General features: G+C 71.6%; 17 protein-coding genes. 8 read left to right on the forward strand and 9 right to left on the reverse strand.

Annotation, left to right across the window (positions count from 1 at the left end):
- Positions 1–2: 2 nt before the first annotated feature.
- From ABZY33_RS04005 to ABZY33_RS04015, 3 genes are read right to left on the reverse strand one after another with little or no spacing between them, the layout of a single operon-like run.
- Positions 3–914: an ABC transporter ATP-binding protein gene (locus tag ABZY33_RS04005; RefSeq protein WP_356489865.1), complete on the reverse strand. Its 912-nt coding sequence runs from the start codon at positions 912–914 to the stop codon at positions 3–5.
- A complete protein-coding gene (locus ABZY33_RS04010; RefSeq protein ID WP_356489866.1) occupies positions 911–1,813 on the reverse strand; it encodes an ABC transporter permease subunit in 903 nt (300 codons plus the stop codon). Before ABZY33_RS04010 ends, ABZY33_RS04005 begins: the two co-directional genes overlap by 4 nt.
- On the reverse strand, positions 1,803–2,831 hold the full coding sequence (locus ABZY33_RS04015) for an ABC transporter ATP-binding protein (protein WP_356489952.1): 1,029 nt from the start codon (positions 2,829–2,831) through the stop codon (positions 1,803–1,805). Before ABZY33_RS04015 ends, ABZY33_RS04010 begins: the two co-directional genes overlap by 11 nt.
- Before the next feature lie 311 nt (positions 2,832–3,142).
- On the opposite strand from ABZY33_RS04015, the gene ABZY33_RS04020 reads away from it, so the two are divergent.
- The 6 genes from ABZY33_RS04020 (at position 3,143) to ABZY33_RS04045 (ending at position 9,655) form a co-directional block, all read left to right on the forward strand.
- Positions 3,143–3,985, forward strand: a complete 843-nt coding sequence (locus ABZY33_RS04020) for a M24 family metallopeptidase (RefSeq protein WP_356489867.1) — start codon at positions 3,143–3,145, stop codon at positions 3,983–3,985.
- Positions 3,985–5,766, forward strand: a complete 1,782-nt coding sequence (locus ABZY33_RS04025) for an SDR family oxidoreductase (RefSeq protein WP_356489868.1) — start codon at positions 3,985–3,987, stop codon at positions 5,764–5,766. Before ABZY33_RS04020 ends, ABZY33_RS04025 begins: the two co-directional genes overlap by 1 nt.
- Positions 5,767–5,996: 230 nt before the next feature.
- A complete protein-coding gene (locus tag ABZY33_RS04030; protein WP_356489869.1) occupies positions 5,997–6,932 on the forward strand; it encodes a MerR family transcriptional regulator in 936 nt (311 codons plus the stop codon).
- Positions 6,933–7,077: 145 nt separating this feature from the next.
- Positions 7,078–7,620 carry an RNA 2'-phosphotransferase gene (locus ABZY33_RS04035; RefSeq protein WP_356489870.1) on the forward strand — a complete coding sequence of 181 codons (543 nt, stop codon included), beginning with the start codon at positions 7,078–7,080 and terminating at the stop codon, positions 7,618–7,620.
- A 107-nt stretch (positions 7,621–7,727) separates the two neighbouring features.
- Complete coding sequence (locus ABZY33_RS04040) at positions 7,728–8,669, forward strand: LLM class flavin-dependent oxidoreductase (RefSeq protein ID WP_356489871.1); 942 nt, start codon at positions 7,728–7,730, stop codon at positions 8,667–8,669.
- Positions 8,670–8,758: 89 nt separating this feature from the next.
- Positions 8,759–9,655: an HAD-IIB family hydrolase gene (locus ABZY33_RS04045; protein WP_356489872.1), complete on the forward strand. Its 897-nt coding sequence runs from the start codon at positions 8,759–8,761 to the stop codon at positions 9,653–9,655.
- A gap of 1 nt (position 9,656) precedes the next feature.
- On the opposite strand, the gene ABZY33_RS04050 is transcribed toward ABZY33_RS04045, so the two are convergent.
- The 6 genes from ABZY33_RS04050 to hisC all read right to left on the reverse strand — a co-directional run bounded on the left by ABZY33_RS04050 (position 9,657) and on the right by hisC (position 20,030).
- Entirely contained in the window at positions 9,657–10,697 is a 1,041-nt protein-coding gene (locus ABZY33_RS04050) for a M23 family metallopeptidase (protein WP_356489873.1), read from the reverse strand.
- A gap of 131 nt (positions 10,698–10,828) precedes the next feature.
- Positions 10,829–12,424, reverse strand: coding sequence for a GAF domain-containing protein (locus ABZY33_RS04055; RefSeq protein WP_356489953.1), 1,596 nt, complete (start codon positions 12,422–12,424; stop codon positions 10,829–10,831).
- 186 nt (positions 12,425–12,610) lie between these two features.
- Positions 12,611–16,114: a thiol reductant ABC exporter subunit CydD gene (gene cydD / locus ABZY33_RS04060; RefSeq protein ID WP_356489874.1), complete on the reverse strand. Its 3,504-nt coding sequence runs from the start codon at positions 16,112–16,114 to the stop codon at positions 12,611–12,613.
- 49 nt (positions 16,115–16,163) lie between these two features.
- Positions 16,164–17,168 (reverse strand): cytochrome d ubiquinol oxidase subunit II, encoded by a 1,005-nt coding sequence (cydB, locus tag ABZY33_RS04065; protein WP_356489875.1) that lies wholly within the window; start codon positions 17,166–17,168, stop codon positions 16,164–16,166.
- 20 nt (positions 17,169–17,188) lie between these two features.
- A complete protein-coding gene (locus ABZY33_RS04070) occupies positions 17,189–18,700 on the reverse strand; it encodes a cytochrome ubiquinol oxidase subunit I (protein ID WP_356489876.1) in 1,512 nt (503 codons plus the stop codon).
- A 250-nt stretch (positions 18,701–18,950) separates the two neighbouring features.
- The gene (gene hisC / locus ABZY33_RS04075; RefSeq protein WP_356489877.1) at positions 18,951–20,030 is read right to left on the reverse strand and encodes a histidinol-phosphate transaminase; all 1,080 of its coding nucleotides are present in this window, start codon (positions 20,028–20,030) and stop codon (positions 18,951–18,953) included.
- Positions 20,031–20,407: 377 nt separating this feature from the next.
- On the opposite strand from hisC, the gene ABZY33_RS04080 reads away from it, so the two are divergent.
- Both ABZY33_RS04080 and ABZY33_RS04085 read left to right on the forward strand, forming a co-directional pair.
- Positions 20,408–21,520, forward strand: a complete 1,113-nt coding sequence (locus ABZY33_RS04080) for a LacI family DNA-binding transcriptional regulator (protein WP_356489878.1) — start codon at positions 20,408–20,410, stop codon at positions 21,518–21,520.
- 227 nt (positions 21,521–21,747) lie between these two features.
- Positions 21,748–22,815, forward strand: coding sequence for a metallophosphoesterase (locus tag ABZY33_RS04085; protein WP_356489879.1), 1,068 nt, complete (start codon positions 21,748–21,750; stop codon positions 22,813–22,815).
- Positions 22,816–22,960 lie beyond the last annotated feature (145 nt).

Consider the following 22,960-nt stretch of genomic DNA (forward strand, 5'->3'; position numbering starts at 1 on the left):
TCCTACGCCGCGACGAGATACGAGAAGACGGACTCGAGGGATTCGTCGGACGGCGAGACCGTGAGCAGGCGGATGCCGTGCTCCCGCGCCACCTTCGGAAGCAGCGTGGTGAACCGGCCGAAGTCGACGGCCTGGATGCGCAGCGCACCCTCCTTCAGGTCGACCTCGATGCCCGCGGTCGACGGGTCCGCGATCAGCGCGGCGGCCAGGGCCCGGTCGTCGCTGGAGCGGACGAGGTAGCGGTGGGGCCGGTCGGTCATCAGCCGGCGGATCTTGCGGAAGTCACCGCTGGCCGCGTGCCGGCCGGCGACGATCACCTCGATGTGGGAGGCGAGTTGCTCGACCTCTTCGAGGATGTGTGAGGAGAAGAGCACGGTGCGCCCCTCGTCCCCCATCTGCCGCAGCAGGTCCATGAGCTGCATGCGCTGGCGCGGGTCCATGCCGTTGAACGGCTCGTCCAGGAGCAGCACGGACGGGTCATGGACGAGGGCGGACGCCATCTTCACCCGCTGCCGCATGCCCTTGGAGTACGTCGAGATCTTGCGGTCCTGCGCGTACTCCATCTCGACCGTGGCGAGCGCCCGGTCCGCCTCCTTCTTGCCGAGGCCGTGGAGTTCGGCATTGGCGACGACGAACTCCCTGCCCGTGAGGAAGTCGTACATCGCCTCGCGCTCGGGGACGATGCCGATGTGCCGGTAGATCTCCTCGTTGCGCCAGATCGGCCGGTCGTCGAGGGTCACCGAGCCGTTCGAGGGAGCGAGGAAGCCGCCCATCATGTTGATGAGGGTGGACTTTCCCGCGCCGTTCGGACCGAGCAGGCCGGTCACGCCGGGGCCGATCGTCATCGTGACGTCGTTGACGGCCACGACGTTGCCGAACCAGCGCGAGACGTGGTCGATGTTGATGGCGGTCACATTCCGACCTTCCGGTAGCGGCGCATCAGCAGCCCGTAGGAGCCGGCGATGAGCCCGAGTACGACGAGCAGGTAGACCACGCCTTGGCCGCTGGAGGGGCCGTGGGCCCCCGGGAAGGCGGACGTGGCACCGAGGAAGGCGGTCTGTACGCCGTCGATGAGGGTGATCGGCGAGAACAGGCCCAGCCAGGAGACCGCGCTCGCGTTGCCCTGATTCCAGGCGATCGCCTGGACCGTGGAGACCGCCCCGTAGGAGATGGTCAGGACGGCGATGACGGCGGCGATGCCGAAGCCGCGGCGCGGGGTGACGGCGGAGACGACCAGCCCGATGCCGGCGAAGAGCAGTGACAGCAGCACCACGGAGACCAGTCCTTGGCCGAATCCCTCGGTCTGCTCGGTGAAGTCCAGTTTGGCGAGCAGAGAGCCTACGTACAGGACGAGCAGCGGGGCGGCCGTGAGGATGAACAGGGCCGACGCCATGGCGGCGTACTTGGCGACCACGTAGTCCACCCGCTCGATGGGACGCGAGAAGTACAGCGGCACCGACTTGAAGCGCAGGTCGCGGGAGACGGCCTGCGGCGCCTGGGACGCCACGTACAGGCCGATCACCGCTTGCAGGATGACCGCGTAGCGCGTGTAGTCGACGGGCAGGTCCTTCGCCTTGGTGGCGACGGCGACCGCGACCATGATCAGTGCGGGGACGCACATCACGACGAAGAGCAGCATCGGCAGCACCTTGGACTTGGCCGAGCGGCCGAGTCCGTACGCGCCGCGCAGGCTCTGCGAGAACAGCGAGCGGCGCGCGTACGCACGGCCCAGGCGCGGGCCGTCGTAGTGGCGGTAGCCGATGTTGTGGATCTGGGTGGACGCACGGTCCGTGGCCATGGGCTCAGTGGTCATCGCGCGAGCCTCCCGTCTGCTGTGCGGCGGCGGTGGCCGCCCAGGCGACCGCGCGCTCGGAGCCCTGCTCCCGCTGCTGCTCGTCCTGCTGGTCGGTGGGGCGGAAGACCTCCGCGATGTGGTGCCTGCGCTGCTCCATGCGGATCAGTCCCAGGCCGAGGTCGGCGACGACGTCGCGCACGATGTCGTACGTCTCCTCGCCTTGGGCGGTGAGGAGCACGGTGTGGCCCGCGCCCGGCAGTTCGCCGCCGGTGGTCGTCTCGATGCCGCGCCGGGCGAACGCCTCGCGCAGCGCGCTCGTCCCGTCGGGGTGCGCGTCGCTGTCGGTGACCTCGATCGCGAGGGTGGCGGTGCTCTGGGTGAAGTCGGTGGTGGAGCTGGAGCGCAGCAGCTTGCCGCCGTCGATGACGACGACGTGGTCGCAGGTGCGCTCGAGCTCGCCGAGCAGGTGCGAGGTGACCAGGACCGAGATGCCGAAGTCCGTGTGGACGCGGCGGATCAGGTCGAGCATGTCGTCGCGGCCGACCGGGTCCAGGCCGTTCGTCGGCTCGTCCAGGAAGACCAGCTGCGGGTCGTGGACGAGGGCCTGGGCCAGCTTGACGCGCTGTTTCATGCCCGTCGAGTAGCCGCCGATGGGGCGGTAGCGCTCCTCGTACAGGCCGACGTGGCGCAGCGTGTCGGCGGTGCGCTCGCGGGCCGCGGTGGGCGGCAGGCCCGACATGCGGGCCATGTGGACGACGAACTCGGTGGCCGAGACGTCGGGCGGCAGGCAGTCGTGCTCGGGCATGTACCCCACGCGCTCGCGGATCTCACCGCCCTTGGTCGCGACGTCGAGGCCGAGCACTTCGGCCCGGCCCTCCGACGCGGGGGACAGACCCAGCAGGATCTTGATCATGGTGGACTTGCCGGCACCATTGGCTCCGACGAGTCCGGTCACCCCGGGCCCGATATCCATGGTCAGCCGGTCAAGCGCGGTCACCCGGGGGAACCGCTTGCTCAGGCTTTCGGTCGCGATCACAGTCACGGTTCGACCGTAGTGGCGCAGGACACAGGAATTCGTCAGACCACAGGGTCAACCCTTTATGAGACCTGAGTATTACGGGTCCCTAAGGGTCCTCCCTGAGTAGCCCTCCGCGCCCGGGTCGGACGTGCCTTTTCGCCCGTCACCCGGCACGGTGGCGCCGTTGTGCACATCGCGGACGTTCTCCACAGTCTTCCGCCGGCCCCTTGACGCCGCCGCCAGGCATTGTCACATTCATCAGTGTCAAGTTACGAGCGCGTACGGCGACGGTCCGGTCACGGACGGCCCTGGCACGGACGGACGGTGGCATGCCCCCAGCAGTGGTTCGGGAACTCTCCGCGGAGCTGCGGGGGTTCAGAGTGGTCCAGCGGCTCGCGTACGAGTGCGCGGAGGCGGTGGCCGCGCAGCTGAAGCCCGGTGTGACGGAGCGGGAGGCGGCGCGGATGCAGCGGCAGTGGCTGCGCGAGCGCGGGGTGCGGGACTGGTTCCATCTCCCCTTCGCCTGGTTCGGGGACCGCACGGCGTTCGTGAACTTCCGGATACCACTGCAGTTCTTCCCCACCAACCGCGCGCTGGAGCCGGGGATGCCCTTCATCCTCGACATGGCCCCCGTCCTGGACGGCTGCACGGCGGACATCGGGTACTCCGGCTGCCTCGGCCTCAACCCCGTGCACGACAAGCTGCTCGCCGACCTGGAGGCCCATCGCGAGCTGCTCCTGCGGGAGGTGCGCGAGCGCCGCCCGCTGCGGGAGATCTACGAGGACGTCGACCGGCTGATGGTCCGCCAGGGTTACGCGAACCGGCACCGCGCGTACCCCTTCGGCGTCATCGCGCACAAGGTCGACCGGGTCCGGGAGCGGCGGATCAACCCCACCCTCTTCGGCTTCGGCACCCAGTCGCTCAAGGGCCTCGCCGGTGACGCGCTGCGCGGGCACCGGGACGGCTGGTCGCCGCTGTGGTCGCCGTACCGGTTCTCCGACCATCCCCCGCGGCCCGGCCTGTGGGCGGTCGAGCCGCACCTGGGTTTTCGCGGCACGGGCGCCAAGTTCGAGGAGATCCTCGTCGTGACGGACTCCAAGGACCCCGAAGAACACGCCTTTTGGCTGGACGACGATCTGCCGCACGTGCGGCGCTGGGCGGAAGGCATCTGATGACGGACCTCACCACCATCCACGGCGCGCGCGAGCGCTGGGTACGCACCGGCGGGATCGAGCTGTGCGTCGTCGAACTGGGCGACGCGGCGCGGCCGACCGTCGTCCTTGTCCACGGTTACCCGGACTCCAAGGAAGTCTGGTCCGAGGTGGCCACGCGCCTCGCGGAGCGCTTCCATGTCGTGCTCTACGACGTGCGCGGGCACGGCCGCTCCACGGCGCCGACCCCACTGCGCGGCGGTTTCACGCTGGAGAAGCTGACCGACGACTTCGTGGCGGTCGTCGACGCCGTGAGCCCGGACCGGCCCGTTCACCTGGTGGGCCACGACTGGGGTTCGGTGCAGGCGTGGGAGTTCGTCACGGTCCGCCGCACCGAAGGCCGCATCGCCTCCTTCACGTCGATGTCAGGACCGTCGCTCGACCACTTCGGGCACTGGATCAAGCAGCGCGTGCGGCGGCCCACGCCCCGCAAGGTCGGCCAGCTGCTCGGCCAGGGCGCTAAGTCCTGGTACGTCTACCTGCTGCACACCCCGGTCCTGCCGGAGCTGGCCTGGCGCGGGCCGCTCGGCAAGCGCTGGCCGGCGATCCTGGAGCGCACGGAGAAGGTCCCGGCCGGTGACTATCCCACCGCGTCGCTGCCCGCGGACGCGGCGCACGGCGCCTGGCTGTACCGGGACAACGTGCGGGCGAGGCTGCGCCGGCCGCGCGAGGACGCCTACGCGCACGCGCCCGTGCAGCTCATCACGCCCCTGGGAGACGCCTTCCTCTCCCCGCGCCTGTACGACCAGCTCGAACAGTGGGCGCCGCAGCTGACCCGCCGGACGCTGCCCGCCAAGCACTGGGTCCCGCGCACCCGGCCCGACCAGCTCACTTCCTGGATCGGCGAGTTCGTCACGGCCCACGAGGAGCAGGAGGCGGGGGTCCCGGCCCCGCGCACGGCGGCCGACGGGCCGTACGCGGACCGGTTCGGTGGCCAGCTCGTCCTGGTCACCGGTGCCGGCAGCGGGATCGGACGGGCCACCGCGTTCGCGTTCGCCGAGGCGGGCGCGCGCGTGGTCGCCGTCGACCGGGACACCGAGAGCGCCTCCCGCACCGCCGAGATGGCCCGGCTCGTCGGGGCGCCCGCGGCCTGGGCGGAGACCGTCGACGTCGCGGACGAACAGGCCATGGAGAAGCTCGCGGAGAAGGTCGCCGCCGAGTACGGCGTGGTCGATGTCCTGGTGAACAACGCGGGGATCGGCCTGTCGGGCTCGTTCCTCGACACGACGCCGGAGGACTGGAGAAGGGTCCTTGACGTCAACTTGTGGGGGGTCATTCATGGGTGCCGCCTGTTCGGCAGGCAGATGGCCGAGCGCGGTCAGGGCGGTCACATCGTCAACACCGCCTCCGCCGCCGCGTACCAGCCCTCGAAGGTCCTCCCCGCCTACGCCACCTCCAAGGCGGCCGTCCTCATGCTGAGCGAGTGCCTCCGCGCCGAACTGGCCGGACAGGGCATCGGCGTCTCCGCGATCTGTCCCGGCCTGGTCAACACGAACATCACGTCGACGGCCAGGTTCACCGGGGTCGACGCCGACGAGGAGAAGCGGCGCCAGAAGAAGTCCGCTCGCCTCTACGGACTGCGCAACTATCCGCCGGAGAAGGTGGCGGCCGCGATCCTGGACGCCGTCGCGCACAACAAGGCGGTGCTGCCGGTCACCCCGGAGGCGCGGGGGGCGCGCTTCCTGTCCCGTTTCGCACCCCGGGCCCTGCGGGCGCTCGCGCGGATGGAGCCGCCGCTGTGAGGCCGGGCGGTACGGGGCGGGGGAGCCGGAAGGTGCGCAGCCGGGAGCGGGCCGGGCCGTACCGGGCCGCGCGCGTCGGTCGTACCATCCCTCGCAGGAGAGTTCGCGCCACTGGGCCGGCGGGTACCCGCTGACCTGCCCCGCGCCCGGTGCGACCGGCGGCGCGGGGGCGGGGTGAGCGGACCGGGGCGTCCGCGTGGACGACCACGTACGGCCGAGGGGCGTGAGGTGTGACGGAGCAGCAGTCGGTCGTCGAGTACCGGATCGAGGACCTGGCCCACCACAGCGGCGCCACGGTCCGCACGATCCGCGCCTACCAGGACCGCGGACTGTTGCCGCGGCCCGAGCGACGCGGCCGGGCCAACGTGTACACGGCCGCGCATCTGTCCCGGCTGCGCCAGATCGCCGACCTGCTCGACCGCGGCTACACCCTGGCCTCCATCAAGGAGCTCCTGGAGGCCTGGGACGCGGGCCGGGGCCTGGGCGGGGTCCTCGGCCTGGTCGCCGAGGTGGACGGCCCGTGGACGGACGAGCGGGCGGGCCGTATCACGCGGGCAGAGCTGGACGAGCGGTTCGGCGGCCGGCCCGACGACGCCGCCGTGCGGGACGCGCTCGACCTCGGGGTACTGGAGCCGGTGCCGGGGAGGGACGACGAGTTCCTGGTGCCGAGTCCTCAAGAGCTGGCGGTGGCCGTGGAGTTGCACGCGGCGGGCGTACCTCTCACCGCGATCTCCGGCCATCTGCGGGAGTTGAGGGGGCAGGTGGAGCATATTGCCGCCAGGTTCCTGGAGTTCACGACGGAGCACGTCTTCGCGCGCTACTTGGGTCCGCACCCGCCGACCGACACGGAAGCAGTCGAAGCCGCCGCGCTCGTACGGCGCCTGCGCCCGCTCGCCCAGCAGTCGGTCGACGCCGAACTGGCCCGCGCGATGCGGCTGTTCGCCACCCGCCACCTGCACCGGCACCTGGCGGAAGGGGCCGGAAACGTACCCGTGGACGGGCCGCAGTCGGTCGCCATACCGGCGGAGACAATGCGGGCCGTACATGCGCTGGTTGGGGCGGAGGGTGCGGCCGAGTTCATCTCAGTGGCTGCTGAACGTGAAGTACAGGCACGGACATTAGATGCATTGGCGACAAAGGGAGCTAATGGCGCATCAGTTGATTAAGTCGACCTATTCGGGCGTCCGTTGTCCACAGAATCCCCAAGTAGCCTGTGGATAACCCCAGTTGGCTGTGGATCAAACCTTCGAGGGTGTTCTCACGGATGAAATCCGCGTGCACGCCCAGCGGCCTGCCGGGCACCCTGGCGCCATGAATGAGCAACGCACCGTCAAGGTGTCGAAGTACCTCTCGAAGCATCTGCGCCATCAACCGGACCGCATCGGGCTCACCCTCGACGAAGCCGGCTGGGTCGAGATCGACGCGCTGCTGGCCGCGGCCGCCGCGCACGGCTTCCGGGTCAGCCGGGCCGAGCTGGACCAGGCGGTCGCGGAGAACGACAAGCAGCGCTTCACCATCGACGGCTCCCGCATCCGCGCCAACCAGGGCCACACGGTCGGCGTCGACCTGGGCCTGGCGGCGCAGCAGCCGCCGGCGTACCTGTACCACGGCACCGTGGCCCGCTTCCTCGACGCGATCCGCGCCGAGGGCCTGCGGCCCATGGACCGGCACGACGTGCACCTGTCCGCGGAGCGCGAGACCGCCACGCGGGTCGGCGCCCGGCGCGGCCGGCCCGTCGTGCTGTCGGTCGACGCGGGGGCGATGCACCGCGCCGGCCACACGTTCCGCGTGAGCGCCAACGGCGTCTGGCTCACCGCCGCCGTCCCCGCGCGCTACCTCCGCTTCCCGGGCTGAGCACCTCCCCGCCCCGCGCCCGATTCCGGCCGGGTCTCCCACCGCCCCGGCCACGCACCCCGAACCACCCGCACCGCCCCCGGCGACCTCCGCATACGCTCGCTGGCATGAACGACACGGCCCGCACGCCCCAGCCTCCGCTCCGCCTGAGCACCGTGATCCTGCCCCACCGCCGCTGGCGCGAGGGCGCCCGCGAGACCTGGCTGCGCGCCGAGGAACTGGGCTTCCACACCGCGTACACCTACGACCACCTCTCCTGGCGCGTGCCGTTCCGCGACGGGCCGTGGTTCGGCGCGATCCCGACCCTGACCGCCGCGGCGGGAGTCACCGAGCGGATGCGCCTGGGCACCCTCGTGACGTCGCCGAACTTCCGCCACCCGGTCACCCTGGCCAAGGAACTGATCACGCTCGACGACATCTCCGGTGGCCGGATCACGCTCGGCATCGGCGCGGGCGGCACCGGCTTCGACGCGAGCGCCCTGGCCCGTGGCGACCAGGAGGCGTGGACGCCGCGCGAGCGAGCCGACCGGTTCGGCGAGTTCGTTCCCCTGCTCGACCGGCTGCTCACCGAGGACACGGTCTCCTCCGACGGCGCCTTCTACTCCGCGGGCGGCGCCCAGAACATCCCGGGCTGCGTGCAGCGCCCCCGGCTGCCCTTCGCGGTGGCCGCCACCGGGCCCCGGGGACTCAAGCTCGCCGCCCGGCACGGCCAGGCGTGGGTGACCACCGGTGACCCGAAACTGTATGAAAACGGCACCCCGGAGGAGTCGATTCAAGCCATTCGCGGTCAGGTGCGGAAGCTGACCGACGCCTGCGACGCCCTTGGCCGGGACGTGTCCGAACTCGACAAGATCCTGCTCACCGGCTTCACCCCGGACCGCGGCGGCCCCCTGGAGTCCGTCGACGCCTTCGTCGACTTCGCGGGCAACCACCGTGAGCTGGGCTTCACCGACATCGTCGTGCACTGGCCGATCCCCGACACCGCCTTCGCGGCCGACCAGAAGGTCTTCGAAGCCGTCGCGACCCAGGCCCTAGCCCAGCTCGCTTGATCATCGGGTTGCGACAGGCCGGGCCGGGCGGGGCGCGGGGGCCGGCAACGTACTCATCTGCGCGCCCCGCCGCACGCCCGTGCGCGCATATGCGCGACGATGGCACGGTGACCTCATCGACCTCTGGCCCCCGGCCCCCGGCTCCTCCCGCCCCCGCGCCCCGGCTGATCGCCACGGATCTCGACGGCACGCTGCTGCACGACGACAAGACCGTCTCCCCACGGACGGTGGCCGCGCTGGCGGCCGCCGAGGAGGCCGGTATCGAGGTCTTCTTCGTGACGGGCCGCCCGGCCCGCTGGATGGACGTCGTCAGCGATCACCTGCACGGCCACGGCCTGGCCATCTGCGGCAACGGCGCCGCCGTCGTGGACCTGCACGGCGGCCCCGGCAACCACCGCTTCGTCACCATCCGCGAGCTGGCCGTCCCGGACGCCCTCGACGTCGTCCGGGTTCTGCGCGCGGCGGCCCCCGGCACCTCGTTCGCGGTCGAGCGGACCGGCGGTCTGCACCACGAGCCGACGTACCCGCCCCTCCACCTCGACCAGGGCGAATGCGTCGCGCCGGCCGAGAAACTGCTCAGCGCGGACTTCGAGGGCGGCGCCGTGGCGGAGCAACCCGTCCTCAAGCTCCTCGCCTACCACCCGGAACTCGGCCCCGACGCGTTCCTGGCCCTGGCGCGCACCGCGGCCGGTGACCTGGCGAGCATCACGCGCTCCAGCCCCAGCGCCCTCCTGGAGATCAGCGGACGCGCCGTCTCCAAGGCGAGCACCCTCGAACTGTGCTGCGCCGAGCGCGGTATCTCCCCCGCCGAGGTCGTCGCCTTCGGGGACATGCCCAACGACATGGAGATGCTCACCTGGGCGGGCGCTTCCTATGCGATGGGAAACGCGCACCCCGACGTGCTGGCCGCGGCCACCGGCGTCACGGCGAGCAACAACGAGGACGGCGTGGCCCGCGTCATCGAGTCCATCCTGGCCGCCCGCTGACCTACAGCCGTACGCCCCGCTGGGCGAACCACGGCACCGGGTCCACCCCCGACCCCAGATACGGCGTGAGCCGCACCTCGAAGTGGAGATGCGGCCCCGTCGAGTTGCCGGTGGTGCCCGACTGCCCGACCCACTGCCCCGCCCGCACCTTCTCCCCCTGGTCCACCGTGACGGCCGCGAGGTGCGCGTACTGCGTGTAGTAGCCGCCCCGGTGGCGCACGACGACCTCGATGCCGAAAGCGCCGCCACAGGAGACGTGCACCACGCGCCCGGCGCCCGCCGCTCGCACGGGCGTGCCGATGTCGACCGCGAAGTCCTGTCCGGTGTGCCGGCGCGCCCAGCGTTCGCCCTTGCTGTCGAAGCCCGCGGAGAGCGTGTATGCCTCCACCGGGGCCACCCACGCGCGCGTAGCGCGCAGTTTCGGCTCATCGAGGCGGACGGCACCCCGGCAACGCCCCGCCGCCACCGCCCGGTCGGCGTCCCCTTGCAGCTTCCACTGCGCCTGTACGAGCTTGCTCGCGATGTTCCTCTTCAGCCGCGCGAGCCGCTTGTTGCGCTCCTGTAGGGCGTGCCATTGCGCAGTCGCCCGGCGCTGCCCGTCCGCGAGTCTCTGCTCGGCGCGGCGGCTCGTGCTGACGGCGTTGTTCAGCGCCAGGTCGGCCTGCCACACCGCGTGTTGTCCGTGCAGCAGGTCCTCGGGCTCGTCCGCGAGCAGCAGCTGCGCGGTGAGCGGCAGGCCGCCGCCGCTTCGGTACTGGGCGCGGGCGATCCGCCCGAGGTCGTTGTGGAGCACGCGGATCTCGCGCCGCTCCCGGGCCAGCGACCGCTCCGTCCTGCGCGCCGCGGTCCGCTGCGCGCGGGCGGCCCGGCGCCCCGCTTCGTAGCGCTGCGTCGCCACGGACGCCTCCTGGAAGAGGCGCGCCACGTCCTCGCTCGTCCGGGGCCCATCCGCTCCCGCGGAGAGCGTGGGCGGGCCGCACAGTGCCGTGAGCGCGCACACCAGCGCCATGACGACAAGGGAGCGACGAGGGCGAGGGCGCATGTCCCGGATGGTCGCCCCCACCGCAGGCGGCCTCCTCCCGGATTCGTGCGGGCGGGGGAACGCGTGCCCCGTACGGCGCAGAGACGTACCGCCGAACCAGGTACCGCCGGATCAGCCGCCCCCGTCCCCGCTCAGTGGGGCGCTTGCCAGACCACTGTGGTGCCGCCCCCGGCGTCCCCGAGGCCGGGCCCGTACCAGCTGTCGCCGCCGAGCGACTCCGCCCGCCTCTTGAGGTTCCGCAGGCCGCTGCGGCGGCCGCCCGCCGGGATGCCCACACCGTCGTCCGCGACCGTCAGGCGCACGCCGGGCCGCCCGTCCGGCAGGGTGACGGTCGCGTCCACGACGACCTCGATGCGCGCGGCGCCCGCGTGCCGGAACGCGTTCGACAGCGCCTCCCGCAGGGCCGCGATGAGGTTCTTGCCGGTGAGTTCGCCGACGGTCGAGTCGACGGCGCCGACGAAACGGTGCGCGGGCTTGAAGCCGAGCGGCACGGCGGCCGTGTTGATCTCCCGCAGCACGCGCGTGCGCAGGCCCGACAGCGCCTCCGCCGGGCCTTGTTGCAGGGCGAAGATGGCCGTGCGGATCTCCTGGATGGTGACGTCCAGTTCGTCCACGGCCTTGCCGACACCGTGCTGCACCTCGGGCGCCTCGGACCGGCGCTGCGCCGACTCCAGCATCATCCCGGTGGCGAAGAGGCGTTGGATCACGAGGTCGTGCAGGTCACGGGCGATGCGGTCGCGGTCCTCGAAGACGGCGAGCCGCTCCCGGTCGCGCTGCGCCTCGGCCATCATCAGCGCGAGCGCGGCCTGGGAGGCGAACTGCGTGGCGAGCGTGCGCTCCCCTTCCGTGAAGGGACGCTGCCCCCGCGCTCGGGTCATCACCAGCGTCCCCAGGACGCGTCCGTCGCTCTGCAAAGGGAGCAGCATGGCCGGGCCGTAATCGCGCGCGAGGTCGGTCATCACGCGCGGGTCGCTCGCCGTGTCCTCCATGAAGACGACGTCACCGGCGAGCAGTTCGGCGACGATCGCGCTCTCCGGGGGGACGATCAGGCCGAGCGCGCCGGAGGGCTCGTCCGAGGCGACGGCGACGATCTCCAGGCCGCCGTCCGCGGCGGGCAGCAGCACGATGCCGGCGGCCGACTCCGAGAGTCTGCGGGCCTGTTCGGCGACGACCTGCAGCGCGTCGTCCGCGTCACCGCCGGACAGCAGGGCGGTGGTCACGGCCACGGACCCGTCGATCCAGCGCTCCCGCTGCCGGGCGGCCTCGTACAGGCGCGCGTTGCCGATCGCGATGCCCGCCTCCGTGGCGAGGACCCGGACCATGTTCAGGTCGTAGTCGTTGAACTCGCCGCCGCCGTGCTTCTCCGTGAGGTAGAGGTTGCCGAAGATCTCGCCCTGGACGCGGATGGGGACACCGAGGAACGTCCGCATCGGCGGGTGGTGCGCGGGGAAGCCACACGCGCGCGGGTCCTGCGCGAGGTCCGCCAGGCGCACCGGTTGCGGATCGTGGATGAGCGCGCCGAGCAGCCCCCGGTGCCCGTCGGGCAGCCGCCCGATGCGCAGGGCGGTCTCCTCGTCGATGCCGTGCCAGACGAAGTCCGCGAGCCCGGCGCCGTCCTCGGCCACGACGCCGATCGCCGCATACGTGGCGCCCGCCAGTTCGGCGGCGGTCTCGCAGATCCGGTCCAGCGTGGTGTGCAGTTCCAGGCCCGTCCCCACGGACCGCATCGCGTCCAGGAGCTGGGGCACCCGCGCGGTCAGCTCGGTGGAGAGCCGGTGCGGGCCCGAGGAGGCCGCGGTGGGCTCGGCGGGCGTCGGAGCGGAGGGTCCCCTGGGTGGTGGCATGCCATTGAGCCTAGTTAGTCCCATTTACTGAGGAAAGTCGGTACCGCGGGGCGGGCACCCCGGTCGGCGTCATCGGCCCGCGCCCGCCCCGGCCAGCAGCTCCGCCGCGCTCTCCCGCTCCCGCAGCTCCCGCAGCGGCCCGTCGGCGACGCTCAGCACGGCGTAGGAGCCGCGCTGGACGACCTGCCCGGCGTCGAGCACGATCACCTCGTCGACGGCGTCCAGACCGGCGAGCCGGTGCGTGATCAGCACGGTCGTGCGGCCCTGGGTCGCGTCCAGCAGATCCGCGGTGAGCGCGTCCGCCGTCTCCAGGTCGAGGTGCTCGGCGGGCTCGTCCAGGACCAGCACCGGGAAGTCGGCCAGCAGCGCCCGGGCCAGCGCGAGCCGCTGCCGCTGTCCGCCGGAGAGCCGCGCGGCGTGCTCGCCCACCAGGGTGTCGAGCCCGTCGGGCAGCGCGTCCACCCACGCCAGGAGGTGGACCCGGCCCAGCGCGGCCCGCAGTTCCTCCTCGGTGGCGTCCTTCTTGGCGAGCCGCAGGTTCTCGCGGACGCTGCTGTCGAAGAGGTGGGCGTCCTGCGCGCACAGCCCGACCAGCCCGCGGACGGCATCGCCTTCCAGGGCGTACGCGTCGCTCCCGCCCAGCGTGTACGTGCCGGCCTCCGCGTCGAGGAAGCGCAGCAGCACCTGGGCCAGGGTCGTCTTGCCCGACCCGGACGGCCCCACGACGGCGATCCGGCGGCCCCGCTCCAGGGTCAGGCCGACCCCGTCGAGCGCGGGCCGCGCCTGGCCGTCGTACCGCGCGGTGAGGTCCCGCACGACGAGCGGGAAGGGGTCCCGCGGCGCCGGTGCGGGCCGCTCGGGCTCCCGTACGGGCTCGGGCGCGTCCAGGACCTCGTAGACGCGCTCGGCGCTCTTGCGGACGCGCTGGCGGTACTGCACCGCGAGCGGCAGCCCGAGCACCGCCTCGAACGCGGCGAGCGGTGTCAGGACGACCACCGCCGCCGTCACGCCGTCGAGCTGCCCGGAGCGGACGCCCTGGACGCCCGCGAGGGCGGCCGCGGCCACGGTCAGGCCCGTGATGAGGGCGGTGAGGCCGTCGCCGAGCGCGGTCGCGGTGGCCGCGCGCGAGGCGATCCGGGTGAGCACGGAGTCCGCCGCTGCGGCCTCCTTCGTCCGCCGCGCGAGCGCGCCGGAGACGGTCAGTTCGGCGGTGCCGGTGAGCAGTTCGGCCACCCGGACCGCGAGCACCCCGCGCGCGGGCGCCAGCCTCCGTTCCGCGCGGCGGGCCACGGCGCCGGACAGCAGCGGCACGCCGGCCCCGGCGAGCACCAGGCCCACGGCGAGGACGGCACCGGCCGCGGGCAGCAGCCAGGCGGTGAACGCCACGGACGCGGCGCCGACGAGCGCCGCGACCGACGCGGGCAGCAGCCAGCGCAGCCAGTAGTCCTGGAGGGCGTCCACGTCGGCGACGAGCCGGGAGAGCAGGTCGCCGCGGCGCGTCGCGCGCAGCCCGGCGGGCGCGAGCCGCTCCAGGCGCCGGTAGACGGCGACCCGGGTGTCGGCCAGCATCCGCAGCACGGCATCGTGCGACACGAGCCGCTCCGCGTACCGGAAGCAGGCCCGGCCGATGCCGAACGCGCGCGTGGCCGTCACCGCGACCATCAGGTACAGCACCGGCGGCTGCTGCGAGGCCCGCGAGATGAGCCAGCCGCTGGTCCCCATCAGCCCCACCGAGCTGCCGAGCGCGAGCGCGCCGAGCAGCAGGGCGAGCGCGAGGCGGGAGCGGCGCGGGCGGGCCGCGGCACGCAGCCGGGTGAGGGCGTGGCGCCGGGCGGCGGGCGCGTCCTGGACGGGCCGGTCCGCGGGGGCGGCCACGGTCTCCGCCGGCCCGGAACCGGCGGGCGCGGCGGCCGACCGCGCCTGGAGGGACCGGTCCGTGTCCGGTGTCCGGAGCCGGACCACGCGGTCCGCGAGGGCGAGCAGGGCAGGCCGGTGCACGACCAGCAGCACGGTGCGGCCCACGGCCAGCCTGCGGACCGCCTCGACGATGCCCGCCTCGGTCGCGCCGTCCAGCGCGGCCGTCGGCTCGTCGAGAAGCACCACGGGCCGGTCGGCGAGGAACGCCCGGGCCAGCGCGAGGCGCTGCCGCTGCCCGGCCGACAGGCCCGCACCGTCGTCGCCCAGCTCGGTGCGTGCGCCGTCGGGCAGGGCGTCGACGAACTCCAGCGCCCCTGCCTCGCCCAGGGCGACCCGCACCGCGGCGTCATCGGCCTCGGGCCGGGCGAGCCGTACGTTGTCGGCGATCGACCCGGCATACAGCTGCGGGCGCTGCGGGACCCAGGCCACGCGCGCGTGCCACTGCGCGCGCTCCACGGTGGAGAGGTCGGCGCCGCCGACGAGGACGCGCCCGCCGCTGGGCCGGACGAACCCCAGCAGGGTGCTCAGCAGCGTCGACTTGCCCGCGCCGCTGGGCCCGACCAGGGCCACGGTCTCACCGGGCGCCACGCTGAAGGAGGCATGGGAGACCGCGTCGCCGGTGCGTCCTTCGTAGCGGACGGACACGTCGTCGAAGACGACGTCGGCGCCGGCGGGGACCGGCTCCGTGCCGGTGGGCGGCAGCGGCGTCTCCAGGACGGCGAAGATCTCCTCCGCCGCGGCGAGCCCCTCGGCCGCCGCGTGGAACTGGGTCCCGACCTGCCGCAGCGGCAGATACGCCTCGGGCGCGAGGACGAGGATGACCAGTCCGACGTAGAGGTCCATGGAGCCGTGCACGAGCCGCATGCCGACGGTGACGGCGACGAGTGCGACCGACAGCGTGGCGAGCAGTTCCAGCGCGAAGGACGACAGGAAGGCGATCCGCAGGGTCCGCATCGTCGCCGTGCGGTACTGGTGGGTGATGGTGCGGATGGACTCGGCCTGCGCCTTGGCGCGGCCGAACACCTTCAGGGTCGGCAGCCCGGCGACCACGTCGAGGAAGTGGCCGGACAGCCGGGACAGCAGCCGCCACTGCCGGTCCATCCGGGACTGGGTGGCCCAGCCGATGAGGATCATGAAGACCGGGATGAGCGGCAGCGTGCCCACGATGATCGCCGCCGACACCCAGTCCTCGGTGACGACCCGGGCGAGCACGGCGACCGGGACCACTACGGCGAGCCCCAGCTGCGGCAGATAACGCGAGAAGTAGTCGTCCAGCGCGTCCACCCCGCGCGTGGCGAGCGCGACCAGTGAGCCCGTGCGCCGACCGCTCAGCCAGTCCGGGCCGAGCTGGACGGCCCGCTCCAGCAGCCGCCTGCGCAGCTCCGACTTGACCGCCGCGCCGGCCCGGTGCGCGGCCAGCTCGGTCAGCCAGGAGACGAGGCCCCGCCCGGCCGCGACGGCCACCAGCAGCAACAGCGGTGTGCGCAGCTGGGCCACGTCGTAACCGTGCTGGAAGGCCCCCACCACCACCTCGGCGATGAGCATGGCCTGCGCGATGACCAGACCGGCCCCGGCGGCGCCGAGGACGACCACAGCCAGCAGGAAGAGGCGGGTGGCCCGGGCGTACCGGAGCAGGCGCTGGTCGATCGGTTTCACGTGAAACACACCCTCACGTAGACACGAAGGTCCGGGGACGGGACGGGGTTCAGTGCGCGGCGTCGGCGATGTGCTTGGTGCCGATCCGCTTGCGGAACACCCAGTAGGTCCACGACTGGTAGAGCAGGACGAGCGGGGTCGCGATCGCCGCGAGCCACGTCATGATCTTCAGCGTGTAGGGGCTCGACGAGGCGTTGCTGACGGTCAGGCTCCACGCCGGGTCGAGCGAGGACGGCATGACGTTCGGGAACATCGTCAGGAAGAGCATGGCGAAGGCCGCGGCGATGGTGATGCCGGAGAGCGCGAACGACCAGCCCTCGCGCCCCGCCTTGATGGCGCCGACCGCGCCGAACAGGGCGGCCACCGCCACGATCAGCGCGATGAGCGACGTGCCGTCCCCCTTGTCGGCCTGGGTCCACGCCAGGAAGACGAGCGCCAGCACCGCGGTCACCAGACCGAGCGTGAAGGCCAGCTTCCGTGCCCGCGCCCGGATGTCGCCCAGCGTCTTGAGCGAGGCGAACACCGCGCCGTGGAAGGTGAACAGCGTCAGGGTGACCAGGCCGCCCAGGAGGGCGTAGGGGTTGAGCAGGTCCCCGAGGTTGCCGACGTACTCGAAGTCCCGGTCGATCTTGACACCGCGCACGATGTTGCCGAAGGCCACGCCCCAGAGCACGGCCGGGATCAGCGACGTCCAGAAGATCGCGTGCTCCCAGTTGGTCTGCCACCGCTCCTCCGGGCGCTTCGAGCGGTACTCGAAGCCGACACCGCGCACGATGAGACAGACCAGGATGGCCAGCAACGGCAGGTAGAAGCCGGAGAAGAGCGTCGCGTACCACTCCGGGAAGGCGGCGAAGGTCGCGCCGCCCGCCGTCAGCAGCCACACCTCGTTGCCGTCCCAGACGGGGCCGATCGTGTTGATCAGGACGCGCCGCTCGGTGCGGTCACGCGCCAGCAGCTTGGTGAGGACGCCGATCCCGAAGTCGAAGCCCTCCAGGAAGAAGTAGCCGATCCAGAGGACCGCGATGAGGACGAACCAGACATCGTGGAGTTCCATGACTTGTGCGCTCCCTCGGCCTAGTAGGAGAAGGCCATCGGCTTGTCGGCGTCACGGTCGCCGCCGATCCTGGTGGGCGGGGTGAGGTCGTCCTCGCTCAGCTCGGGCGGGCCGGCCTTGATGTACTTGACCAGCAGCTTGACCTCGATGACGGCGAGCACCGCGTAGAGCAGGGTGAAGACGGTCATCGAGGTGATGACCTCGCCCTGCGAGACGCTGGGGGAGACCGCGTCGCGGGTCTGCAGGACGCCGTAGACGACCCACGGCTGCCGGCCCATCTCGGTGAAGATCCAGCCCCAGGAGTTGGCGATCAGCGGGAACCCGATGGTCCACAGGGCGACGATCCAGTAGAGCTTGGTGAACTTCGAACTCAGCGCCTTGTTCTTGAAGAGGACCAGGTTCGGCACCTCGTCCTCACCGGTCCGCATCGCCTGCGGCAGCATGAACTTCTTGCGGGTGAGCCAGAGCCCGAGCAGCCCGATAGCGAAGGACGCCATCCCGAAGCCGATCATCCAGCGGAAGGCCCAGAAGGTGACCGGGATGATCGGCCGGTAGTCGCCGGGCCCGTACTTCTGCTGCTCGGCCTTGTTGGTGTCGTTGATGCCGGGGATGTGCGAGGTGAAGTTGTCGTCGGCGAGGAAGGACAGCACGCCGGGGACGGAGAACTCGACACTGTTGTGGCCCTTGCTCACGTCTCCGTAGGCGAAGATCGAGAACGGTGCCGCGTCCTGGCCGTCCCAGAGCGCCTCGGCCGACGCCATCTTCATCGGCTGCTGCTTGAACATGACCTTGCCGAGCTGGTCGCCGCTGATCGCGGTGAGCATGCCGCCGATGACGAGGGTGACCAGGCCGAGCCGGAGCGAGGTCCGCATCGTCGCGATGTTCTTCGGCTTCTTGCGCGCCAGGTGGAAGGCGGCGATGCCGACCATGAACGCGCCACCGGTCAGGAACGAGGCGGACAGCGTGTGGAAGGCCTGGGCGAGCGCCGTGTTCTGGGTCAGCACCTGCCAGAAGTCGGTGAGTTCGGCCCGCCCGGTGGCCTTGTTGTAGCGGTAGCCGACCGGGTGCTGCATCCAGGAGTTGGCCGCGAGGATGAAGTACGCGGAGAGGATCGTGCCGATCGAGACCATCCAGATGCAGGCCAGGTGGATCTTCTTCGGCAGCTTGTCCCAGCCGAAGATCCACAGGCCGATGAAGGTGGACTCGAAGAAGAACGCGATCAGCGCCTCGAAGGCCAGCGGCGCTCCGAAGATGTCCCCGACGAAGCGCGAGTAGTCGGACCAGTTCATGCCGAACTGGAACTCCTGCACGATGCCGGTGACGACGCCCATCGCGATGTTGATCAGGAAGAGCTTGCCCCAGAACTTGGTGGCCCTGAGGTACTTCTCCTTCTCGGTGCGCACCCAGGCGGTCTGCAGGCCGGCGGTGAGCGCCGCGAGCGAGATCGTCAGGGGAACGAAGAGGAAGTGGTAGACGGTGGTGATGCCGAACTGCCATCGCGCCAGAGTCTCCGGCGCCAGAGCCAGGTCCACTGCGTCATCTCCTTACATCACCGCGCCACACGCCAGCGATTTGTCCCATTGATCCCGCCGATATACGGAGGAACCGGGACGCGCTTGTGAACGCGTTCACATTCACAAGCATTATGTCGTACTGGTTGTCGGAAACCGAAGCCGGGGCCCCCTACTGCGAGCAACGCCACAGCGGGCCGCACGCGGACAGACGAAGACGCGAGGCGGCCGGTGGGCCACCTCGCGTCTCGTCACCGCCGCACGGACCGGCTCACAGCTCCTTGCGGAACGTCTCCGCGGTCCGCAGGAAGACGTCGTTGGCCTCGGTCTCCCCGATCGTCGCCCGCATCCCCTCACCGGCGAACGGGCGCACGACGACCCCGGCCCGCTCGCACGCCGCCGCGAAGTCCATCGTCCGCTCGCCGAGCCGCAGCCACACGAAGTTGGCCTGCGTCTCCGGCACGGTCCAGCCCTGGCCACGCAGGGTCTCCAGGACCCGGGCCCGCTCGTCCACCAGGCAGCCGACGCGGCCGAGCAGCTCGTCCTCCGCACGCAGCGAGGCCACCGCCGCGTCCTGCGCGAGCTGGCTGACGCCGAAGGGGACCGCCGTCTTGCGCAACGCCGCCGCCACCGGCTCGTGGGCGATGGCGAACCCGACCCGCAGCCCCGCGAGCCCGTAGGCCTTGGAGAAGGTGCGCAACACCGCCACGTTCGGCCGGTCCCGGTAGATCTCCACGCCGTCCGGGACCTCGGGGTCGCGGATGAACTCCCGGTACGCCTCGTCGAGCACGACCAGCACATCCGACGGCACCCGGTCGAGGAAACGTTCCAGCTCGGCCCGGCGGATGGCGTTGCCCGTGGGGTTGTTGGGGTTGCACACGAAGATCAGCCGGGTGCGGTCGGTGATCGCGCCGGCCATCGCGTCGAGGTCGTGGTCCTCGTCCGGCGTCAGCGGCACCTTCACCGACGTCGCGCCGCTGATCTGCGTGATGATCGGGTACGCCTCGAAGGACCGCCACGCGTAGATGACCTCGTCGCCCGGACCGCTGGTCGCCTGGAGCAGCTGCTGGGCGACGCCGACCGAGCCCGTCCCGGTGGCCAGGTGCGAGACCGGCACGCCGAAGCGGTCGGCCAGCTCAGCCATCAGCCCCGTGCAGGCCATGTCCGGGTAGCGGTTGAAGGTGCCGGCCGCGGCGATCGCCCGCTCCATGACACCGGGCAGCGGGGGATAGGGGTTCTCGTTGGAGGAGAGCTTGTACGCCGCCGGGCCCCCGGCAGCCGCGGGCTTGCCCGGCTTATACGTGGGGATCCCCGCCAGCTCCGCACGCAGCTTGGGGTTCGTCTCGCTCACCGCAGTCCTCCTTGTGGCCACCGTTCCAATACTGCTCACCTTAAGAGGATTGGACGCCCGCCCCAATGGGTCCGCCCTTCCCGCCCGCGCGACGGGGCGGCAGCGCGCCGACCCGAGGGGGGCGCTTCGCACCCTGGCGCGCGCCGGTGGCTTGCGCCGTGGCGCGCATCCCCCGTAGAGGTGAGTTGAGACCTGTCCGCAACCTCGCCGAGTGGGCAGACCCGTACGCACCGACACAGGACGCAGCCCGGTACGAATCGCTAACTGCCTTGTATTCCAAGGGCATTGGGAGAGATTGACCTTGCAGAAACGTGCCTGTCAACGCGTGCATATGCGCCTCCGCCATGCAGCCACATGAGCCCTACTATCGGCTCGCCATGACAGCAGCAGGGAAGCACCAGGTGAGCCGGGCGGAGACGACCCGCAGGGGCACCCGGCCGGGCCGGGCAGGCATCAGAGACGTTGCCGCCGCCGCCGGGGTCTCGATCACGACTGTCTCCGATGCGCTCAACGGCAAGGGCAGGCTCCCGGACGCCACCCGACGCCATGTCCGCGAGGTCGCCGACCGGTTGGGCTATCGCCCCTCCGCGGCCGCCCGCACGCTCCGTACCGGCAAGTCGGGCCTGATCGGTCTGACCGTGACGACCTACGGGGATGAACCTTTCACCTTCACCGAATTCGCCTACTTCGCGGAGATGGCGAGAGCCGCGACCTCCGCCGCCCTGGCCCGCGGCTACGCGCTCGTCATCCTGCCCGCCACCTCACGCCACGACGTGTGGGCGAACGTCGCGCTCGACGGCACCGTCGTCATCGACCCCTCCGACCATGATCCGGTCGTCACCGAGCTGGTCCGCCAGGGCCTGCCCGTCGTCTCGGACGGACGTCCCGCGGGCACCCTGCCCGTGACCGCCTGGGTCGACAACGACCACGAGGCCGCCGTCCTCGGCATCCTCGACCACCTCGCCGAGGCCGGCGCCCGCCGCATCGGCCTGCTCACCGGCACCACCACGGACACCTACACGCACCTGTCCACCTCCGCCTACCTGCACTGGTGCGAGCGGGTCGGACAGGAACCGGTCTACGAGTCCTACCCGGCGCACGACCCGTGCGCGGGCGCCGTCGCCGCCGACCGGCTGCTCGCCCGCCCCGACCGCCCCGACGCGGTCTACGGCCTCTTCGACCCCAACGGCACCGACCTGCTCGCCGCGGCCCGCCGCTACGGGCTGCGCGTCCCGGAGGACCTGCTGCTCGTGTGCTGCAGCGAGTCGATGGTGTACGCCACCACGGAACCGCCCATCACCACCCTCTCGCTCAAACCGCGGCGGATCGGCACGGCCGTCATCCAACTGCTCATCGACGCGATCGAGGGGGTCGACGGGGACCGTCCGGTCGAGCAGGTGATACCGACCGAACTCATCGTCCGCACCTCCTCGCAGCGCCGCCCGCAGCGCACCACGGTCAGCCCGCCCCGGTCCCCGAGGCAGGGCTGACCGCCCCCGCACGCCGTCGTCCGCCCGTCGTCCCCCGCGCGGACGAGCGGAAAAGTCCACACCAATTCGGGAGAAAAGTGTGGTGAACAGCCGCCCGTCACCGATTCACCACCCCTGGTGCGTCACACAGCGCGAGCCGCATTCCTATGATGGGCGGACGACACCGCGGGCCGCTGCGACCAGGCAGTCCGATCCGGTGCACAGGCGGCGCAATGGTGGAGGGGTCGATGACTCAGGGGGCCGGTCAGGGACCCGCAGCGCGCACGGAGACGCTGCGCGACTTCCGCGTTCCCGCGTACGTCCATGACGTACCGGCGAACATGATGGCGCCCGAGCCCGTCCCCGACTCCCCCGAGCCGGCGCCGTTCCCCGACGGGTACACCCCGACCGAGCGCGATCTGCCGGTCATCACCCGGGGGGACACCGTGCCGATGGAGACCGGTCAGCCGGCGCCCGTCACGGGTGACGGGATGGGCCCGCTCTTCGTCGTCGGCGACGTGCACGGCTACCTCGACGAGCTGCTCGCCGCGCTCCACGTGAAGGGTCTCGTCGACGCGGAGGGCGCCTGGGCCGCGGGGAACGCGCGGCTGTGGTTCCTCGGTGACTTCACCGACCGGGGGCCCGACGGGATCGGCGTCATCGACCTCGTGATGCGGCTCAGCGCCGAGGCGGCCGCCGCGGGCGGCTACTGCAAGGCGCTCATGGGCAACCACGAGCTGCTGCTGCTCGGCGCGAAACGGTTCGGCGACACGCCCGTCAACTCCGGCGCGGGCACCGCCACCTTCCAGGCGGCCTGGCTGCTCAACGGCGGTCAGAAGGCCGACATGGACCGCCTCCAGGACGTGCATCTGCAGTGGATGTCCCGGCTCGACGCGATCGAGATCGAGGACGACCACCTGCTCATGCACTCGGACACCACCGCCTACCTCGACTACGGCGACTCGATCGAGGCGGTCAACGACACGGTCCGCGAGACGCTCACGCGCAACGACGCGGACGAGTGCTGGGACCTGTTCCGGAAGTTCACCAAGCGCTTCGCGTTCCGGGACGGCGAGACGGGGCCGGGCGCCGTGCGCGAACTCCTCGGCACCTTCGGCGGCTCGCGCGTCGTGCACGGCCACAGCCCCATCCCCTACCTCCTCGGCGAGGTCGGGACCGAGGATGCCGACGGCGAGGACAGCGGCCCCGTCGTCGAGGGGCCGCATGTGTACGCGGGCGGCCTGGCCATCGCCATGGACGGCGGCGTGACCATGGCCGGAAAGCTGCTGGTCCAGCAACTCCCCATGGATATCTGACAGTTCACCGGGCAGGCGCGGGAGACAAAGGGTCCGGTGCCACAGGGGGGCAATTTTCGGAAACCCCCTGTCACCTCGTGCCGTGACCGCTCTACCATCGGCCTATCCGTAGCAGGCTCCCCTCCGTTTCTGCCCGACGGCTCGT

The organism is Streptomyces sp. NPDC006552, assembly GCF_040611655.1.
GTDB lineage: Bacteria > Actinomycetota > Actinomycetes > Streptomycetales > Streptomycetaceae > Streptomyces.

Excerpts from the sequence above, each read along its gene's own strand:
- ABZY33_RS04010 (WP_356489866.1), bottom strand. The coding sequence starts at position 1,813 with ATGACCACTGAGCCCATGGCCACGGACCGTGCGTCCACCCAGATCCAC.
- ABZY33_RS04020 (WP_356489867.1), top strand. The coding sequence starts at position 3,143 with ATGCCCCCAGCAGTGGTTCGGGAACTCTCCGCGGAGCTGCGGGGGTTC.
- ABZY33_RS04025 (WP_356489868.1), top strand. The coding sequence starts at position 3,985 with ATGACGGACCTCACCACCATCCACGGCGCGCGCGAGCGCTGGGTACGC.
- ABZY33_RS04035 (WP_356489870.1), top strand. The coding sequence starts at position 7,078 with ATGAATGAGCAACGCACCGTCAAGGTGTCGAAGTACCTCTCGAAGCAT.
- ABZY33_RS04040 (WP_356489871.1), top strand. The coding sequence starts at position 7,728 with ATGAACGACACGGCCCGCACGCCCCAGCCTCCGCTCCGCCTGAGCACC.
- ABZY33_RS04045 (WP_356489872.1), top strand. The coding sequence starts at position 8,759 with ATGCGCGACGATGGCACGGTGACCTCATCGACCTCTGGCCCCCGGCCC.
- ABZY33_RS04050 (WP_356489873.1), bottom strand. The coding sequence starts at position 10,697 with ATGCGCCCTCGCCCTCGTCGCTCCCTTGTCGTCATGGCGCTGGTGTGC.
- ABZY33_RS04055 (WP_356489953.1), bottom strand. The coding sequence starts at position 12,424 with ATGCGGTCCGTGGGGACGGGCCTGGAACTGCACACCACGCTGGACCGG.
- cydB (WP_356489875.1), bottom strand. The coding sequence starts at position 17,168 with ATGGAACTCCACGATGTCTGGTTCGTCCTCATCGCGGTCCTCTGGATC.
- ABZY33_RS04080 (WP_356489878.1), top strand. The coding sequence starts at position 20,408 with ATGACAGCAGCAGGGAAGCACCAGGTGAGCCGGGCGGAGACGACCCGC.
- ABZY33_RS04085 (WP_356489879.1), top strand. The coding sequence starts at position 21,748 with ATGACTCAGGGGGCCGGTCAGGGACCCGCAGCGCGCACGGAGACGCTG.